We start from the raw sequence: 17577 nt of genomic DNA on the forward strand, positions 1-17577 counted from the left end.
TTTCTCCCGAGGTCCTGCCATGAACTTTCTCGACGGCCATCTGTTCCCCGAAAACCAGCAGCCGCTGGTCATCACCGCCGCGCCCTACGCACCGTCGTGGGTGCCCGCCGACTTTCCGGAAGACATTCCCGTCACCATGGCGCAGCAGATCCAGAAGGCGGTCGACTGCTACAACGCCGGCGCCACCGTGCTGCATCTGCATGTGCGCGAGCTCGACGGCAAGGGCAGCAAGCGGCTGTCGAAGTTCAACGAGCTGATCGCCGGCGTGCGCAAGGCGGTGCCCGAAATGATCATCCAGGTGGGCGGCTCGATCAGCTTCGCCCCCGAGAGCGAAGGCGCCGCCGCCAAGTGGCTGAGCGACGACACGCGCCACATGCTGGCCGAGCTGGAGCCCACGCCCGACCAGGTGACGGTGACCATCAACACCTCTCAGATGAACGTGGTCGAGCACTGGGACGACGCCGACACCCGGGGCACCTCGATGGAAGACCCCGAGGTCTACCGCGCCTACAAGGAAATGACCGTGCCCGCGCAGCCGGGCTGGGCCGAAGAGCACATCCGCCGCCTCACCAAGGCCGGCATCCAGAGCGCCTTCCAGTGCTACAACATCAACAGCTTCGACTCGGTCGAGCGGCTGATGCGCCGCGGCGTCTACAAGGGCCCGCTGGTCATGAACTGGGTGGCCATCGGCGGCGGCATGGACGTGCCCAACATCTACAGCCTGGCCAACTTCGTGCGCGCCGTGCCCGACGGCGCGGTGCTCACGGTGGAAAGCTCCATGCGCAACGTGCTGCCCGTGAACATGATGGGCATCGCCATGGGCCTGCACGTGCGCTGCGGCATCGAGGACAACCTCTGGAACCAGTCGCGCTCCGCCAAGATGGGCACGGTGGCGCAGGTCGAGCAGCTGGTCGCCATCTCGCGCCAGTTCGGCCGCCCCATCGCCACCGCCAAGCAGGCGCGCGAGATTTCGAAGATCGGCGTGTTCTACGACACCGTCGAGGAATCGCTGGCGGCCAACGGCTTCGCGCCGAACCGCAACGGCGCGCAGCAGGGCTTCCTGCGCAAGGCGGCCTGAGCACCCCCACCCCCGGCACCAGAACACCTGGAGACATCGCGATGAAAAAAACCCACAACATCCTTCGCCGCCTGAAGCCCTGGGCAGCCGCCCTGGCCGCCGCGCCCCTGCTCGCCCATGCCTGGACCACCAAGCCGGTGCGGATCGTGGTGCCGGCGCCTGCGGGCGGCACCATGGACGTCGTGGCCCGCGTGTTGTCCGACGCGATCTCGGCCGAGATCGGGCAGCCGGTGATCGTCGACAACAAGCCGGGCGCCGGTGGCGCCATCGGGGTGCAGGCGCTCAACAGCGCGCCGCCCGACGGGCAGACCATCATGTTCATGGTCAGCAACATCCTGACCGAGATTCCCCTGGTGATGAAGACCAGCTTCGACCCGGTCAAGGACGTGAAGCCGGTGACCATGGTGGCGCGCTCGGCGATGGTGCTGGTGAGCGCGCCGTCGGTGCCGGCCAACGACCTGAAGGGACTCATCGCCTACCTGAAGACCGGCAAGGGCAGCCCGGGCAGCTACGCCTCGTACTCCGCGGGCACCAGCTCGCACTACGCCGGCGCCATCTTTGCCCGCAAGGCGGGGCTGGACCTGCAGCACGTGCCGTTCCCGGGCTCGCCGCCGGCGCTGCAGAACCTGATGGGCAGCCAGGTCGACATCCTGTTCGACGGCATCGTCACGTCGCTGCCGCTGATCAAGGCCGGCAAGGTGAAGGTCTTCGGGGTCGGGGCCAAGACCCGGCTGGCGCAGCTGCCGGAGGTGCCCACGATGGCCGAGCAGGGCTTCGACGAGATCGACTTCTCGAACTGGGCCGGCGCCATCGTGTCGGCAAAGATGCCCGACGACCTCGTGAAGCGGATCAATGCGGTCCTCACGAAGGCCGCCTCCTCGCCGAAGGTGCGGGAGCGGCTCATCGCGCAGAACTTCGTGCCGATGACCAGCGAGAGCCCCGAGCAGCTCGCGAAGATCACACATGACGAGTACGAGCGCAACGCGCGGATCGTCAAGACCTACAACATCCAGCTCAACCAGTGAGGGCGCGGGCCGACATGACTGCTCCCACCGTCCTCATCGTTCCCGGCCTGCGCGACGCTGTCGCCAGCCACTGGCAGACGCTGCTCGCCGCACGCCTGCCGCGCGTGCGCGCCGTGCCGCCCATGGGCCGCGACGACCTCGACTGCGCCGCGCGCGTGGCGGCCATCGAGCGCGAGGCGCAGGCGGTCGAGGGGCCGCTGGTCGTCGTGGCGCACAGCGGCGGCGTGGTGATGCTGGCGCACTGGGCGCAGCGCACGCGCCGGCCGGTGCGCGGCGCCCTGCTGGCCACGCCACCCGACTTCGAGCGGCCGATGCCCGAGGGCTACCCCACCGTCGAGGCCCTGCGCGCCGGCGGCTGGCTGCCGGTGCCGACCGGGCCGCTGCCGTTCCCGAGCATCGTGGCAGCGAGCCGCAACGACCCGCTGGCGCCGTTCGATCGCGTGGTGCAGATGGCGCAGGGCTGGGGCAGCCGCCTGGTCGACCTCGGCGAGGTCGGCCACCTCAACCCCGCCTCGGGCTACGGCGAATGGCCGGGCGCGCAGGCCTTCATCGACGAACTCTCGGCGGGCTGAGCCCTTTCTGCCCGCCTGCCCCTCCTACCGAAAGAACTCCCCATGGTCCAAGCCATCCGCTTCCACGAGACCGGCAGCGCCGACGTGCTCCAGCTCGAACATGTCGAGGTCGGCGAGCCCGGCCCGGGCCAGGCGCGCGTGCGCCACAGCCTCATCGCCGTCAACTTCATCGACATCTACTTCCGCACCGGGCGCTATCCGCTGGCGCTGCCCAACGGCCTCGGTTCCGATGCCGTGGGCGTGGTCGAGGCCGTGGGGCCCGGTGTCACCGACATCCGCGTGGGCGATCGCGTGGGCTACCTCATCGGGCCGCAGGGTGCGTACTCGCAGGTGCGTGTGATGCCAGCCGATGTGCTCATTCCGCTGCCCGATGGCATCTCCGATCGCACCGCTGCCACACTGATGATGAAGGGCATGACGGCGCAGTACCTGTTCCGCCAGGTCTATCCGCTCCAGGGTGGCGAGACGATCCTGTACCACGCAGCCGCCGGCGGCGTGGGCCTCATCGCCTGCCAGTGGGCGCGCGCGATGGGCGTCACCATGATCGGCACTGTCAGTACCGACGAAAAGGCAGCGGTCGCAAAAGCCAACGGCTGCACGCACACCATCGTGACTTCGCGCGAGAACATCGCCCAGCGCGTGCGCGAGATCACCGACGGCAAGGGCGTGCCCGTGGTCTACGACTCGGTGGGGAAAGACACGCTCGAGGCTTCGCTCAACTGCCTGCAGCCGCGCGGCACTTTGGTGAGCAACGGCACCTCGTCGGGCGCCGTGGTCGTCGATTCGCAGGTCCTGGCGGCCAAGGGCTCGATCTGGCTCACACGGCCCGCGATGGTTCACTACATCCACCCGCGCCCGCACATGCTCAGCATGGCCGACGAGTTGTTCGGCCACGTGCTGGCCGGCCGCATCGTGAGCGAGCCCCAGCAGAGCTTCGCACTGGCCGACGCGGCCGAGGCGCACCGCGCGCTCGAAGGTCGCAAGACCACCGGCGCCACCGTGCTCGTGCCCTGAGGTTTTCATGACCGCTCTGTCTGTCGCCGCATGGCCGGCGCGCGGCCGCCTGCTCTTTCCGGGCGTGCTCGCCTGCGCGGTGGTCGCCGCCGCGTCCACCTTCCTGTCACAGCACTACGGTGCGCCGGTGATGCTGTTCGCGCTCATCCTCGGCATGGCGATGAACTTTCTTTCGGCCGAGGGCCCGTGCAAGCCCGGCATCGAGTTCACCGCGCGCCACGTGCTGCGCTGGGGCGTGGCGCTGCTGGGGTTGCGCATCACGGCCGCGCAGGTGGTGGCGCTGGGCTGGCACCCGGTGCTGCTGGTGGCGGTGTCGCTGGTGCTGACCATCGGGGTGTCGATGGTGGTGGCGCGGCTGATGGGCTTCAACGTGCTGTTCGGCCTGCTCAGCGGCGGCGCCACCGCGATCTGCGGCGCCTCGGCCGCGCTGGCGCTGGCCGCGGCGCTGCCGCCGCATCCGCTGAAGGAACGCGCCACGCTGTTCACGGTGGTGGGCGTGTCGGCGCTGTCGACGCTCACGATGATCGCCTACCCCCTGATCGCGCGCGCCCTGGGCATGGACGCGCACACGGCCGGCGTGTTCCTAGGCGCCACCATCCACGACGTGGCGCAGGTGGTGGGCGCGGGCTACGGCATGTCGCAGGCCACGGGCGACACGGCCACGCTGGTCAAGCTGATGCGCGTGGCGGCGCTGCTGCCGGTGATCCTGTTCGCCGTGATGTTCACGCGCGCCACCGGCAAGGCCGTGGGCGGCCAGCGCCCGCCGCTGCTGCCGTGGTTCGCGGTGGCCTTCGCCGCGCTGGTGGCGCTCAACAGCACGGGCTGGCTGCCGACCCCGCTCGCCACAGCGGGCAGCGACCTGTCGCGCTGGTTCCTGGTGGCGGCGATGGCCGGCATCGGCATGAAGACGCAGCTGCGCGAGCTGGTCGACGTGGGCCTCAAGCCGGTGGTGCTGATGGTCGGCGAGACCGTCTTCATCGCCACGCTGGTGCTCGCGCTATTGCGCTGGGCGCCCTGACACGCAGCCCCCACGACGACAGAGACGACAACACACACAACAACCAGGAGACAAGACCATGAAGAAGAAGACCCTCATCGCCGCCACGGCCGCGACCCTCGCGGCCGGAGCTTCCCTCGCCCAGTCCTCGCTCACGCTGTTCGGCGTGATGGACGCGGGCGTGAGCCACTACCGCACCACCAGCAGTTCGTACAACCCGCTGCGCCCGGCCGAGCTGCGCCAGAGCCAGACCGTGCTGTCGCCCTCGGGCAATGCGTCCAGCCGCATCGGCTTTCGCGGCACCGAGGACCTGGGCGGCGGGCTGGCCGCGAGCTTCTGGCTGGAGGCGCCGCTGAGCAACGACACGGGCAGCGGCATCACCAACTTCGGACGCCGCTCCACGCTGAGCCTCAGCGGCCCCTTCGGCGAAGTGCGCCTGGGCCGCGACTACACGGCCTCGTTCTGGAACGATGCGGTGTTCGACCCCTTCAGCGTCAACGGCGTGGGCACCAACCTGATCGCGGTGGTCAACAGCAACATCGCGGCCTCGCGCGCGCTGGCCACGGGCGGCCTGCTGAACGGCGGGCTCTCGGCCGGCACCGACAGCTACCTGCGCACCAGCAACGCCATCAGCTACTTCCTGCCGCCGAACCTGGGCGGCTTCTACGGCCAGGTGCAGTACGCGCTGCACGAGAACACGAAGGTCAGCAACACGCCCGACAGCCCCTCGCAGCGCGGGCGCTACGTGGGCGGGCGCATCGGCTGGGCCAGCGGACCGGCCGACGTGGCGCTGGGCTACGGCGAGAGCACGCTGGCCAGCGCCGCCGCGCAGAGCGAGAAGATCAAGAGCCTGAACCTGGGCGCCTCGTACGACTTCGGCGTGGTGAAGGTGTTCGGCGAATGGTCGCGCGTGCGCGACGTTCGCCACAGCGCCACGCCCTTCGCCAACGGCGCGCTGCATCTGAGCGACCGCTACGACGGCCTCATGGCCGGCGTGAACGTGCCGCTGGGCGCAGGCGTGGTGCGCGCCTCGTATGCGCGCGTGCGCTTCGTCAACGGGCTGGGCCTGCCGGACGGCAATTCCTCGGTGAACAAGCTGGCGCTGGGCTATGTGCACAACCTCTCCAAGCGCACGGCGCTGTATGCCTCGGTGGCGCGCATCCACATCGCCAACGGCCGCAACAACCCGACCGTGATGGGCGTGACGCCGCTGGTGCTGAGCCTGCCGGCGATCTTCCCGCAGCCGGCCTACGCGACCACCAACGGCATGCAGCCGCATCGGGCGCTGGGCTACGACGTTGGTATTCGCATGGCGTTCTGAGCGCCTGACGACAGCGGCGGCGCCCCCGCGCCGTCGCTTCGGTGTGGCACGATCCACGGATGCTTCAACCGTCCCGCCGCATCCCGTACCGCACTTGGCCGGGCGCGCTCGCGATCCTCCTGGCCATTGCCGCGTACGTCGGCGGCCTCACCTTCTGGAACAACCACACGCCCGGCAGCCGGCCGCTGCCCGCGGGCGAGACGGTGTCGGTCGCCCACGCGCGCTTCGAGCCCGCACCGGGCTGGCAGATGGACGTGTCGCGCTCCAAGGCCGGCCAGTCGCTCATGCTCTTCAAGGGCGGCCACAAGTTCCTCGTGACCACGCGCCTGTGGATGGGCGGGCCCGACGGCCCGATGGTGCGCCAGCAGCGGCTCATGGAGCGCGGCCAGGGCCTGACCGTCGAAGGCGACGTGTCCGACTTCGTCACCGGCTGGGGCCTGCAGGGCAAGACCTTCGCCTACTACGGCGCCAAGCTCGCCGGCCGCTTCTGGCAGGTGGTCGACACGCCGCGCCGCTCGCTGGTGCAGATCGATGTGTACGGCCCCACCGACGGCTTCAACGAAGCGCTGGCCGACGCCCGCAAGATGCTCGACTCGATGGACCTGGAGGCACCGCTGTGAGCACCACCACCGAAGCCACTGAAGCCACTGTTGCCACGCAGGAAGACGCCGACTGGCCCATCGGCACCGACTCGTTCTTCCAGCCACAGCGCGCCGCGTTCTGGCTGCTGGCGGCGCTGATCCTCAACGGCCTGTTCTACACGGTGTCGATGTTCTCGCTGGGCTTTCGCGTGGTGCCCGTCACCGCGCTGCTGGGCCTGCTGGTGTGGGGCGGCTACACGGCGGCCTTCGTGCTGTTTTTCCGCACGCTCGACCTGCTGGAACAGCACCCGCCCGAGGCCTACGTGCTGGCCTTTGCGTGGGGCGGTCTGGGCGCGGTGTATTTCGCCGCGCCGGCCAACATCGCCATCCAGAGCCTGTGCGCCAAGCTGGTGTCGCCGGAGTTCGTGGCGGCGTGGGGGCCCGCCATCGCGGGGCCGATCACCGAAGAATTCCTGAAGCTCGCGGGCGTGATCCTGCTGGTGCTGATCGCGCGCAACCAGTTCGAAACGTATCTGTCGGTGCTGATCGTCGGCGCCATGGCCGGGCTGGGCTTCCAGGTGATCGAGAACCTGAGCTACACGGTGAACAGCGCCGTGAACTTCCCGCTCGAAAACCAGGTGTACCCGGTGCTCTACCACCTGCTCATGCGCGGGCTGCTGAGCGGGCTGTGGAGCCACGCGGCCTACACGACCATCGCCTCGTTCGGCGTGGCGTGGTTCCTGCTCAACCCGCAGCGCTCGATGGCGGCGCGCATCGGCTGCGCCCTCTTCTACTTCGCGCTGGCGTGGGCCATGCACTTCATCTGGAACTCGCCGCTGCTCGAGGACCGCTTCGACGACGGCTTTGTCGGCATCGCGCTGCTGCTGATCGTCAAGGGCATTCCGGTGGTGATCGCCGCCGCCTTCGTCTGGCGCGCCGCCGCGCGCGAGAACGGCACCTACCTGCACGCGCTGGCCGCCTACTTCGTGCCCGAGCGCGAGCTGATCCGCGACGACGAATGGGTGCGCCTGGGCGCGCCGCTGCTGCGCTACCGCGTGCGCCGCGACATGGGCAAGGAATTCGGCAAACGCGCCCGGCGCCTGAAGGCACAGCTGCAGCGCGAGCAGCTGCGGCTCATCCTGAAGGCCGGCACGCACGGGCGCGGGCCGCAGACGCGGCGCCATGAGGTGGCGGTGCGCCGCCTGCGGGCCGAGCTCGACCTGCTCACCCGGCCGCAGGGCTGAGGGCCCGCTGCGCTTACTTCGCCGGCAGGTACAGGCGCGGGTCGACGGCCTTGCCGCGGTAGCGGATCTCGAAGTGCAGCTTGGCACGGCCGCCTTCCGCCGGGCCGATCTCGGCGATCTTCTGGCCGCGCTGCACGCGCTGGCCCTGCTTCACGCCCACGGTGCCCACGTTGGTGTAGATCGACATGTAGGAGCCGCCGTGGTCGACCATGATCACGCTGCCGTAGCCGCGCATCGTTTCCGTCGCGGCCACCGAGCCGGCGCCGATCGCGTGCACGGGCTCGCCGCTGCTGCCGCCGATGTCCAGGCCCTTGTTGCTGTTGCCGTTGAAGCCGGCGATGACCGCGCCCTGCGTCGGCCAGCCCCAGTCGCTGCGCCGCGAGGCGGGCGGCACCACCGGGTCGCGCTCGCGGGGTGCGGGCGCGGGCTTGACTTTTTCTGCACTGCCGCCGCCGCTGCTGCTGCGCGGCGGGGGCGTGGCCGCCCCGGTCGCGGCGCCGCCGTGCGGCACCACGCGCAGCACCTGCCCGGCTTCGAGCTGGTCGGGGTCCTTGATCTGGTTCCAGCGGGCAATCTCGGCCGTCGTCCGGCCGTGCCGCTGCGCGATGCGGTAGAGCGTGTCGCCCGTCTGCACGACGTATTCGCCGGGGCCCGCCACCGGCGTGCTGGGCGTGGTGGAGCAGGCGCCCACCAGCAATGCCGCCATCAACGCGGCGCACGCGCCCCATCTTCTCCCTGTCACAACCACGCGCTGAGTCCTTTCTGATTCATCCGGATCGCGCGACCTCGCGGGGCGAGGCGCGCCTGAACAATCCGGCAAGGCTACCAGCAGTCGTTGCGCGGACATTGCGTCCGCGGGAGCGCCCCTATTTCTTCGGCTGCAGCAGCTGCTGCAGGTTGGCCATGTTCTCGTTCAGGCGGTCCTGCACCACCTTCCAGCTGTTGTTGCGCGCCTGCGCTTCCAGCTGCGCCAGTTCGCGGAAGTTGTCGACGGCCTGCTGCACGCCGCGCTGCGCGACCTCGGCCTGTTTGGAGATGGCGTCCTTGCCGGTGGCGTCCTTCAGTGCATCCTGCCACTGGGCCAACGTGTCGCGCAGGATCTCGCCGCGCCGCTGCGCCAGCGACTGGATGCCTTCATAGGCCTGCCGGTTGGCCTCGGCCAGGGCCTCCATGTCCTTGCGCTGCCATTCCACGAGCGCGCCGACGTCCACGCCGGGCAGCTTGAGCTGCTCGATCAGCTTGCTGAAATCTTCCATCGACGGCAGCGCCGTGGGAAAGAGCGGGTTGGCGTTGGCTGCGGTCTTGCTGGTTGCCATGGATCGAATCTCCTTGTGTGAATGAAATAGCGGGTAACAAAAAAATCAGGCCGGCGCGAACTGCGTGCGCCCGGCCGCGGCGGGCCGCATCACGCGCAGCAGCACCACGCCGGACAGCAGCCACAACCCGATCGCCAGGAACATGCTGTTGTCCGAGCTGCCGGTGGCGGTGGTGATCCACGCGGTGATCACCGGCATCACGGCGGGCCCGAGGTTGCCCAGGCTGCTGATCAGCGCAATGCCGCCGGCCGCCGACTTGCGCGGCAGGTACTCGCTGATGGCCGCGAAGAAGATCGGCGTGTTGGCCGACTGGCCGATGCTCATGACCGCGAGGCCCGCCAGCGCCAGCACCAGGTTGCCGCCGCTGAACACGGCCACCAGCAGGCCCGCCGAGGCCAGCGCCACGCAGAAGAAGAAGTGCTTGCGCCGCTCCAGGTGCTTGTCGGAGCTGCGCCCGACGAACACCATGCCGATGGCGCCGAAGACCGCCGGAATGGCCGACAGCAGGCCGACCATGAACACGTCGCCCACGCCCCAGTTCTTGATGAGCGTGGGCACCAGGAACACCAGCGTGTAGTTGGCGCCCAGGAACAGGAAGTACACGAAGGCCATCGTGAACACCTTCGGGTCGCGCAGCAGCGCCCAGAACGAACCATGCGAGGCGGTCTCCACCGCATGCGGCTCGTTGTCCAGATGGTGGCGCAGCGCGACCTTCTCGGACGGCGTGAGCCAGCCGGCCTGCTCGGGCTTGTCCTTCAGGTAGAAGAACGCGACGATGCCCAGCACCGAGGCCGGCAGCCCCTGCACCACGAACAGCCACTGCCAGCCGTGGTGGCCGCCCAGGCCGTTCATGTACTTCATGATCCAGCCCGACAGCGGGCCGGCCAGCAGGTAGCCTATGGCCGTGGCCGTCATGAAGATCGAGATCACCTTGCAACGCCGCGCCGAGGGGTACCAGTAGGTGAGGTACAGGATGATCCCCGGGAAGAAGCCCGCCTCGAAGGCGCCCAGCAGGAAGCGCAGCACGTAGAACTGCGTGGTGGTCTCCACGAACATCATGGCCGAGGCCACGAGCCCCCAGCAGAACATGATGCGCAGCAGCGTCTTGCGCGCGCCGATCTTCTCGAGCATGAGGTTGCTGGGCACCTCGAAGAGAAAGTAGCCGATGAAGAAGATGCCCGCGCCCAGCGCATAGGCCTCGTTGCTGAAGGCCAGCGTCTGCTTCATCTGCAGCTGCGCGAAGCCGATGTTGATGCGGTCGATGAAGGCGACGATGTAGCAGAGGATCAACAGCGGCAGCAGGTGCCAGCTGACCTTCGAAAACAAAGCCTCGTCCGCCGCGTTGTACGGCGCGCGGGCGGGGGCCTGCGCAGAAGTGGGGGTCATGGTCTTGCTTTCCTTTGGGGTCGGTCGGTGAAGGGATCGCGGGAAGGCTAGGCAGCGGCGGCGGCGCGCTTGCCCTTGGCAGGCGCGGCCGGCTTGCGCGGCGCGCGGGGCTTCTTGCTGGCGGGTGCGGCCGCAGTGGCAGCCGCACGCGGCTTGGCAGCGGCCGGTGCCTTCGCGCGGCGCGAGGCCTTGGCGGGCACGGCCTCGGCCGGCGCCTCTTTCGCGACCGCCGGCTTGGCCGCGCTCTCGACGCTGGGCAGCCGCTCGATCTGCCGCAGCGCCGCGCGCAGGTGGCCGATCAGCTCGTACGACTCTTCCTGCGACAGGATGCGGCGGCAGGCCGTGAGGCCGAAGTCGAGCGAGCCCGCGTAGCTCTGCACCGTGATGTTCAGCGCGCTGCCGTGGTACGGAATGGAGACCGGATAGAAGTGCATCATCCGCGCGCCCGCCACGTAGAGCGTGGCGCCCGGCCCCGGCACGTTCGAGATCAGCACGTTGGCCGCGGGCGGCACGCGGCGCGCCAGGTTGGAGCGGCCGTACAGCGACGCCAGGCTGGTCATGAGCCAGGGCGAGCCGGTGATCGGCATGTCGACACCGAGCACGGGCTTGAGCTCGCGCACCACGGCCTTGGCCGCCTCTGACGAGGCATGGATCGCCTTGAAGCGCTCGGCCGCATCGCCGATGTCGGTCGCCAGGTCGACGCGCACCATCGACACCTGGTTGTTCATCGAGTCGTCGCCCTCCGCGCGCAGGCTCACGGGCACGCCGGCGATCAGCGCTTCTTTCGGCAGCAGGTTGCGCTCCTTCAGGAAGCGGGCCAGCGCCTCGCTGCACATCGCCATCACGATGGTGTTGACGGTGCCGCCCACGCGCTTGCCCAGCGCCTTGAGTTCATCGAAGGGCAGCGACATCGTGCTGTACGAGCGCTGGTTGGTGATGGCGTCGTTGAACATGCTCTTGGGCGCCATGCCCAGGCTCAGGCGGCGCTCGCCCTTGCCGGTCTGCTGGCTCGCCAGCACGCTGCCGGCCGCCGTGAGCGCGCGCGCGGCCGCCGGCAGCAGCTCGGCGAGCTTGCGGTACTGGCGCGCCGAGTTGGACACCGCCGCCTGCAGCAGCTCGGCCACGCCCAGCTGGTAGTGGCTGCCGCTGCCGCGCTTGCGGCGCGCGGGCGGCACCTCGCGCATCTGCGCCGTGGTGTCGTAGAGCACCTTGGCCAGCTCGGTGCCGGCCTTGCCGTCGACGCCGCTGTGGTGGGCCTTGGTGTAGAAGGCCACCTGGCCGTTCTCCAGGCCTTCGATGACGTACATCTCCCACAACGGGCGGCTGCGGTCGAGCAGGCTCGAATGCAGGCGCGCCACGAGGTGGTGCAGCTGCTCCATGGTGCCGGGGCGGCGCAGCGTGAGGCTGCGCACGTGGTAGTCCAGGTCGATGTCGTCGTCGTCGATCCACACCGGCTCGGCCAGCTCGAAGGGCATCTGCGCGAGCTTGCGCGTGAGCACCGACGCCAGGTGCAGCCGCTTGCCCAGCATGCCCTTCACGTCTTCGTAGTAGTCGCCCCGGTAGCCCTCGGGCAGGTCCAGGAGCATGAGGCTGCCGACGTGCATCGGCGTCTCGGGAGTTTCAAGGTGCAGGAACGACGCGTCCATGCTGCTCAGGTGGTCCATGGCGTGGCCTCTTTCGTCGGTGGGATCGGTGGGAATTCGGGAAGGGGTGCGCTCAAGCGGTGGCCGCGGCGACGGCCTGCTTGCGCAGCTCTTCGTCCACGAGGTCTTTCTTGGAGAGCTTGCCCACCGCCGTCTTGGGCAGCGCGGCGCGGATCTCCAGGGCCTGCACCATCTCGTGCTTGCCCACGCGCTCCTTGAGAAAGGTTTGCAGGGCCTTGATGTCGAAGGCCTCGGCGCCGGGTTTGAGCGTGACGAAGGCCTTGGGCGACTGGCCGCGGTATTCGTCGGGCACGCCGATCACCGCCACCTCATGCACGGCCGGGTGCTGGTAGATGGCCTCTTCGAGCACGCGCGGATAGACGTTGTAGCCGCTGCACAGCAGCATGTCCTTGCAGCGGTCGACGATGAAGACGAAGCCGTCCTCGTCCATGTAGCCCACGTCGCCGGTGCGAAAGAAGCCGTCGAAGGTGGTGCTGTCGGCCGTGGCCTCAGGCTTGTTCCAGTAGCCCTTCATCACGTTGGGGCCCTGGATGCACATCTCGCCCTTCTCGCCCAGCGGCACGTAGCGCGTGGGGTCTTCGAGGTCGAGCATCTTGATGACCACGCCCGGGTGCGGAATGCCGCACGAGCCCGCCTTGCGCTGGCCGTGCGCGGGCGAGAAGGTGCCGGTGGGCGAGGTTTCGGTCATGCCCCAGCCTTCGGCCAGCCAGGTGCCGGTGATGGCGCGGAAGCGCTCGCCCACCTCCATCGGCAGCGGCGCACCGCCCGAGTTGCACAGCTTGAGCGAGTGCAGGTCGTACTGCGGCGTGTCGGGGTCGCCGATCACCGCGGTGAACATGGTGGGCACGCCGCAGAAGGTGGTGAGCTTCTTCTCGGCGATGTCGCGCAGCGCGGCCTTGGGATCGAAGCGCAGGTGCTGCACGATCTCGGCCGCCAGGCGCACGCCCAGCAGCAGGTTGACCGTGAGCGCGTAGATGTGAAACGGCGGCAGCACCGCGAGCAGCCGCTCGGTGCCCATCTGCAGCACGGGCGGCGTGCCCGACTGCGTGATCACCACCTGTTCGCAGGCCGACGACAGGTTGGCGTGCGTGAGCATCGCGCCCTTGGGCAGGCCGGTGGTGCCGCCCGTGTACTGCAGGATGGCCAGCGCCTCGCGCGGATCGCCGAGGGGATGCGGCGTGTAGCGGCCGTCGTTGTCGAGCAGCTCGGAAAAACGCAGGTGGTGCTCGTCGCCCGAGATGCCGACCGTTTCGTTCTTCGCCTTCATCTGCGCGGCCACCTGCTCGGGCGCGCCCGTCATCTCGGCGAGGTTGCCGACGATGAGCTTCTTGAGCCGCGTCTTGCCGAGCATGGCGGCCATCTGCGGGTACAGCGCGGCCAGGTCGAGCGTGATGAGGACATCGGTCTGGCTGTCCTCGATCTTGTGCTCGAGCACCTTCGCCGCATCGAGCGGCGAGTAGTTGACCACCGTGCCGCCCGCCTGCAGCACGCCGAACAGTGCGACCAGGTAGTGCGGCGTGTTGGGCAGGAACAGGCCCACGTGCACGCCGGGTCGCACGCCCAGAGCCTGCAGCCCCTTGGCGGCGCGGTCGACCAGTGCGCCGAGCTCGCGGTAGTTCAGCCGCTTGCCCATGAAGTCGATGGCCGGCCGGTCGGAAAAACCGGCCACGGCGTCGGCCAGGATCTGCTGGACCGAGGTGGGCGTGATCGCGTGGTCCCACGCCACGCCTTCGGGGTAGGAAGCCAGCCAGGGCTTGCTGTTCATGTGCGTCTCCAGGAAGTGAACGGGTGGGTGATGCGGCGCATCAGGCGGCCTTGCGCACGTCGCGGTGCGGATCGAGGTACAGCAGGCGGCGCAGGCCTTCGCGGCGGAACGGCTTCCACTGGCCCTCGGGCTGCGCGAGCCGGTCGGCGATGGCGTAGAGCACCACGGGGTTGTGGCCGAGGCCGCAGTGGCTGCCCTCGACCTCGATGTTTTCCGAGGTCGCGGTCTCGCGTTCGCGGCAGCCCTGCCAGGCCACGATGCCGTCGCTGCGGCTGTAGATGGCGCTGGCCGGCACGGGCGGCGGCGTGCGCATGCGTTCGCGCTCGGGCCAGTCCTCGACCTTGCGCTCGCTCACCATCTCGTACAGCCGCCACGCGTTGCTCGCGCGCGGCTCGCCGGCGAACGGGCTGCCCAGCGTGATGACGCTGCGCACCTGCGAAGGCGCGCGCCGCGCCAGCTCGCGTGCGAACACGCCGCCCAGGCTCCAGCCGACGATGCTCACCTTGCGCTGGTAGCGTTCGTGCAGCTCGGCCAGGCGCTCCTGCATCTGGTCTTCCACGCCGGGGCGCGGACCGAAGTTGGGGCCGAGCTTCCATCCGTGCGCGCGGTAGCCGCGGTCGCGCAGGAAGGCGCGCAGCGGTTGCGTCGAAGCATCGCTCGCCGAGAGGCCGGGCAGCACGAGCACCGGGTGCCCGTCGCCCGCGGGCGCCATGCGCAGCATCGGGGCCATGGTGAAGAACGCGGACAGCTCCGCCACGGCGCGCCACTCGAGCATCAGCAGGCGGCGGGACGGCGGGGCCATCGAAGAAGATTCGGTCATGGTCATCTCGGGAGTGGAGGGAAAGGAAAAAGAGAAAAGAGAAGGCGAAGAAAAAGCCCGACGTGCAGACGCGATGCACACGGCTACCCGGTCGGGCGGTCGTTCGAGAGAGGATCGAGATCGGGGAAAAGGGGTGAAGGCGCCGCGCAACGGCGGCGCCCGGCCTGTGCGGCGGCACGCATGCATGGTGTGAACCCGCCGCGTACGTCCAGTCCGTGCCGGGCATGCCGGCACGCGCGAGGTGCATCCATGTTGTTGTCTCCTGTCGGCCTCGTCCGCGCCTTCAGCGAGGCTCGGATCGGGCACTTTGTTGTCGTTGCTCTGGGCGCCATCTTTTCGCGGCGACGTCGACAAGGAAAGGTGCGATGCGACCACTTCGCGGTGATTTCGGGACGTGTGTTCGAACGCCGCGCAGGCGCGACTCACAACTGCGAACAGATGTGTGGATCGACGGCCACGCGAACGCCGCACGCAGGCGCGCGCATGCGAATCAGCGGTGGTTCACGATGCCCGATGCGGCATCGCCAAAGCGCGGCTCAGGCCTTCGCCGCGCGGTAGTCCTGCGGGCTGCGGCCGGTCCAGCGCACGAAGGCGTGGCGGAAGTTCGAGGCGTCGCTGTAGCCCAGCCGCTCGGCGATTTCCTCGGTGGTCATGCGCGTGGTGCGCAGGTACTCGATGGCCAGCACGCGGCGCACGTCGGCCAGGATGCCGCGGTAGGTCGTGCCTTCGGTCTCGAGGCGTCGGCGCAAGGTGCGCGGATGGATCGACAGCTCCGAAGCCATCGGCTCGATGGTCGGAAAGCGCCACGGCATGTGGTCGATCAGCGTGCGCCGCACCACCGACGAGACACCGCCCGAGCGCGGCAGATCGGCCAGCACCTGCTGGCACATCTCGCTCACCATCGCATGCGTGACCGAGTCGGGCAGCCGCGAGGGATGGCCCACCCACGGCGAGCCCACATGCAGTTCGTCGCGCGGCTGGCCGAACGCCACGGGGCAGCCGAACAGCGTGCGGTAGGCGCTCAAATCCTCGGGCTCGGCGAAGCGCACGTGCAGTGCGGAGAGACCGAACGACGGACCGAAGAGATCGCGGCCCAGCCGCAAGTGCACCGCGAAGGCGAACTCGAGCGCGAAGCGGTACAGCGGGTCTTGCGGGTCGGACGACAGCAGCACCTCGTAGGGCAGCACCGCGGTGCCGCCGCTGCAGGTGTACGACACCGGCCCGGCCACGGGGCCCATGACGCGGTTGTACTTGATGGTGAAGTCCATCAGGTCGGCATGCGTGGGGCTGCTCAGCAGCCCGTAGCCGTACATGCCGTAGGCCGTGAGGTGCATGCGGATGCCCGCGCGAAAGGCGATGCTGGGACCGGGCGCCAGACGCACCGCGTTGCGGAAGACCACGGCCGCCTGCTCGTAGGAAATCCGCGTCGCCGGTGCGCGCAGCTGGTCTTCCGTCAGGCCACTTCCGCTCAGGGTTTGTTCCGGTGCGATGCCTTCTTCGACCAGGGTGGCGACGATGGCTGCGACGCGCTGGGGTCCGTAGACGCGTGACGCGAAGTCGGGTGGCGAACGATGCACGACGATTCAATCCCTTCAGAACACATGCCTTCGATGGCGGGCCGCCACTGGCCTCGCACTCCAAGGTCGTCGCAGGATATCGAAGCGTTCTGCACGCGCAGACTCGGAGTTTCCCGATAGCGCCAAATTGTCCCGAAGTCACTCCCGGTTGGTCTGAACGAACCTTTCTCGCGCTGGTGCCCCACGGAAAGATCGTCCACGAAACACCGTCCCGGCCGCAGGGCACAAAGCGCAACGCGCGACGGTTGCCTTTCGCTTCTCTTGCTTTCTCTCCCCTTCCTTTTCACCGCCACGCCCCATGCAACGCGACCCTTCTTCCCCTTCGTTCGCTTCGTCCAACGGCATCGAGCTGGCCTACGACTGCTTCGGCGATCCGGCAGCGCCGCCGCTGCTGCTCATCATGGGCCTGGGCACGCAGATGATTGCGTGGGACGAAGCCTTCTGCGAACGCCTGGCCGGTCGCGGCTACCGCGTCATCCGCTTCGACAACCGCGACATCGGACAGTCCACGCGCCTGAGCGCCGCGGGTATTCCCGACGTGGCCAAGCTGCTCGGGCAGGCGCTGGCCGGCGTGCCCGTGAGCGCATCGCAGGTGCCGTACACGCTGGCCCACATGGCGGACGACGCCGTGGGCCTGCTCGATGCACTGGGCATCGATCGTGCCCACATCGTCGGCGCCTCGATGGGCGGCGCCATCGGCCAGGAGATCGCGCTGCGGCATCCGGCGCGCGTGCGCACGCTGGTGTCGATCATGGCCACCAGCGGCGCCCCCGACCTACCGCCGCCCCAGCCCCAGGCGCTGCAGGTGCTGCTCACGCCCACGCCGCTGGACCGCGACGGCTACATCGCGCGCCAGCAGCAGGTGATGAAGGTGCTGCGCGCCGGTTCGCATCCGGACGAAGAGGCGCTCGATGCCGCGCGCGCGGAACGCAGTTTCGAACGCGGCCTGCACCCGGCCGGCTACGCACGCCAGCTCGCGGCCATCATCGCGTCAGGCAGCCGCAGGGAACGGCTGGCGTCGCTGAAGGCGCCGACGCTGGTGATCCATGGCGATGTCGATCCGCTGGTGCCGATCGAATGCGGGAAGGACGTGGCGCGCCACGTGCCCGGCGCGCGGATGGTGACCATCGAGGGCATGGGGCACGCGCTGCCGAAGGTGACGTGGGCGCCGGTGATCGATGCGATTGCGGGGCATGCGGTCGAGGGCCGCTGATTTC

16 protein-coding genes are annotated in these 17577 nt (G+C 69.0%); 9 read left to right on the forward strand and 7 right to left on the reverse strand.

All coding sequences use genetic code 11. The annotated features are described in order from the left end of the window. The first annotated feature begins 19 nt into the window (after positions 1–19). Genes AC1RAA_RS16840 through AC1RAA_RS16875 form a run of 8 tightly spaced genes read left to right on the forward strand, consistent with a single transcriptional unit; the run spans position 20 to position 7832 of the window. Positions 20–1078 carry a beta-keto acid cleavage family enzyme gene (locus AC1RAA_RS16840; protein WP_095948786.1) on the forward strand — a complete coding sequence of 353 codons (1059 nt, stop codon included), beginning with the start codon at positions 20–22 and terminating at the stop codon, positions 1076–1078. 41 nt (positions 1079–1119) lie between these two features. Continuing rightward, positions 1120–2103 (forward strand): tripartite tricarboxylate transporter substrate binding protein, encoded by a 984-nt coding sequence (locus tag AC1RAA_RS16845; RefSeq protein WP_056573291.1) that lies wholly within the window; start codon positions 1120–1122, stop codon positions 2101–2103. A 14-nt stretch (positions 2104–2117) separates the two neighbouring features. Further along, complete coding sequence (locus AC1RAA_RS16850; protein ID WP_492697437.1) at positions 2118–2675, forward strand: RBBP9/YdeN family alpha/beta hydrolase; 558 nt, start codon at positions 2118–2120, stop codon at positions 2673–2675. Between the two features lie 42 nt (positions 2676–2717). Next, a complete protein-coding gene (locus AC1RAA_RS16855) occupies positions 2718–3689 on the forward strand; it encodes a quinone oxidoreductase family protein (RefSeq protein WP_492731152.1) in 972 nt (323 codons plus the stop codon). 7 nt (positions 3690–3696) lie between these two features. Further along, positions 3697–4707 carry a YeiH family protein gene (locus tag AC1RAA_RS16860; protein ID WP_492731150.1) on the forward strand — a complete coding sequence of 337 codons (1011 nt, stop codon included), beginning with the start codon at positions 3697–3699 and terminating at the stop codon, positions 4705–4707. A gap of 58 nt (positions 4708–4765) precedes the next feature. Next, positions 4766–6007, forward strand: a complete 1242-nt coding sequence (locus tag AC1RAA_RS16865; protein ID WP_492731149.1) for a porin — start codon at positions 4766–4768, stop codon at positions 6005–6007. 59 nt (positions 6008–6066) lie between these two features. Beyond that, complete coding sequence (locus AC1RAA_RS16870) at positions 6067–6627, forward strand: hypothetical protein (protein WP_095746625.1); 561 nt, start codon at positions 6067–6069, stop codon at positions 6625–6627. Then, positions 6624–7832 carry a PrsW family intramembrane metalloprotease gene (locus AC1RAA_RS16875; protein WP_095746626.1) on the forward strand — a complete coding sequence of 403 codons (1209 nt, stop codon included), beginning with the start codon at positions 6624–6626 and terminating at the stop codon, positions 7830–7832. The genes AC1RAA_RS16870 and AC1RAA_RS16875 overlap by 4 nt, the downstream gene beginning before the upstream one ends. Positions 7833–7845: 13 nt before the next feature. Here the strand turns inward: AC1RAA_RS16875 and AC1RAA_RS16880 are convergent, their stop codons facing one another. The 7 genes from AC1RAA_RS16880 to AC1RAA_RS16910 form a co-directional block, all read right to left on the reverse strand. After that, complete coding sequence (locus tag AC1RAA_RS16880) at positions 7846–8538, reverse strand: peptidoglycan DD-metalloendopeptidase family protein (protein ID WP_492731146.1); 693 nt, start codon at positions 8536–8538, stop codon at positions 7846–7848. A gap of 160 nt (positions 8539–8698) precedes the next feature. Further along, a complete protein-coding gene (gene phaP / locus AC1RAA_RS16885; protein ID WP_062482377.1) occupies positions 8699–9148 on the reverse strand; it encodes a TIGR01841 family phasin in 450 nt (149 codons plus the stop codon). 45 nt (positions 9149–9193) lie between these two features. After that, positions 9194–10534 carry an MFS transporter gene (locus AC1RAA_RS16890; protein ID WP_492731144.1) on the reverse strand — a complete coding sequence of 447 codons (1341 nt, stop codon included), beginning with the start codon at positions 10532–10534 and terminating at the stop codon, positions 9194–9196. A 47-nt stretch (positions 10535–10581) separates the two neighbouring features. After that, on the reverse strand, positions 10582–12198 hold the full coding sequence (locus tag AC1RAA_RS16895; RefSeq protein WP_492731142.1) for a wax ester/triacylglycerol synthase family O-acyltransferase: 1617 nt from the start codon (positions 12196–12198) through the stop codon (positions 10582–10584). 52 nt (positions 12199–12250) lie between these two features. Further along, complete coding sequence (locus tag AC1RAA_RS16900; protein WP_492731140.1) at positions 12251–13963, reverse strand: long-chain-fatty-acid--CoA ligase; 1713 nt, start codon at positions 13961–13963, stop codon at positions 12251–12253. 40 nt (positions 13964–14003) lie between these two features. Next, positions 14004–14783: an esterase/lipase family protein gene (locus AC1RAA_RS16905; RefSeq protein WP_095948796.1), complete on the reverse strand. Its 780-nt coding sequence runs from the start codon at positions 14781–14783 to the stop codon at positions 14004–14006. A 536-nt stretch (positions 14784–15319) separates the two neighbouring features. Continuing rightward, a complete protein-coding gene (locus tag AC1RAA_RS16910; RefSeq protein WP_095746631.1) occupies positions 15320–16360 on the reverse strand; it encodes an AraC family transcriptional regulator in 1041 nt (346 codons plus the stop codon). Positions 16361–16658: 298 nt separating this feature from the next. Between AC1RAA_RS16910 and AC1RAA_RS16915 the strand changes: the two genes are divergently transcribed. After that, positions 16659–17573, forward strand: a complete 915-nt coding sequence (locus tag AC1RAA_RS16915) for an alpha/beta fold hydrolase (RefSeq protein ID WP_492731138.1) — start codon at positions 16659–16661, stop codon at positions 17571–17573. Positions 17574–17577 lie beyond the last annotated feature (4 nt).

The organism is Variovorax sp. GW823-FHT04F07 (genome assembly GCF_058795995.1).

Bases quoted from the DNA above. Each gene is read 5' to 3' on its own strand.
- AC1RAA_RS16905 (WP_095948796.1), bottom strand. From the start codon at position 14,783: ATGACCGAATCTTCTTCGATGGCCCCGCCGTCCCGCCGCCTGCTGATG.
- AC1RAA_RS16895 (WP_492731142.1), bottom strand. From the start codon at position 12,198: ATGGACCACCTGAGCAGCATGGACGCGTCGTTCCTGCACCTTGAAACT.
- AC1RAA_RS16865 (WP_492731149.1), top strand. From the start codon at position 4,766: ATGAAGAAGAAGACCCTCATCGCCGCCACGGCCGCGACCCTCGCGGCC.
- AC1RAA_RS16890 (WP_492731144.1), bottom strand. From the start codon at position 10,534: ATGACCCCCACTTCTGCGCAGGCCCCCGCCCGCGCGCCGTACAACGCG.
- AC1RAA_RS16915 (WP_492731138.1), top strand. From the start codon at position 16,659: ATGCAACGCGACCCTTCTTCCCCTTCGTTCGCTTCGTCCAACGGCATC.
- AC1RAA_RS16880 (WP_492731146.1), bottom strand. From the start codon at position 8,538: ATGGCGGCATTGCTGGTGGGCGCCTGCTCCACCACGCCCAGCACGCCG.
- AC1RAA_RS16840 (WP_095948786.1), top strand. From the start codon at position 20: ATGAACTTTCTCGACGGCCATCTGTTCCCCGAAAACCAGCAGCCGCTG.
- AC1RAA_RS16900 (WP_492731140.1), bottom strand. From the start codon at position 13,963: ATGAACAGCAAGCCCTGGCTGGCTTCCTACCCCGAAGGCGTGGCGTGG.
- AC1RAA_RS16845 (WP_056573291.1), top strand. From the start codon at position 1,120: ATGAAAAAAACCCACAACATCCTTCGCCGCCTGAAGCCCTGGGCAGCC.
- AC1RAA_RS16855 (WP_492731152.1), top strand. From the start codon at position 2,718: ATGGTCCAAGCCATCCGCTTCCACGAGACCGGCAGCGCCGACGTGCTC.
- AC1RAA_RS16860 (WP_492731150.1), top strand. From the start codon at position 3,697: ATGACCGCTCTGTCTGTCGCCGCATGGCCGGCGCGCGGCCGCCTGCTC.
- AC1RAA_RS16870 (WP_095746625.1), top strand. From the start codon at position 6,067: ATGCTTCAACCGTCCCGCCGCATCCCGTACCGCACTTGGCCGGGCGCG.
- phaP (WP_062482377.1), bottom strand. From the start codon at position 9,148: ATGGCAACCAGCAAGACCGCAGCCAACGCCAACCCGCTCTTTCCCACG.
- AC1RAA_RS16850 (WP_492697437.1), top strand. From the start codon at position 2,118: ATGACTGCTCCCACCGTCCTCATCGTTCCCGGCCTGCGCGACGCTGTC.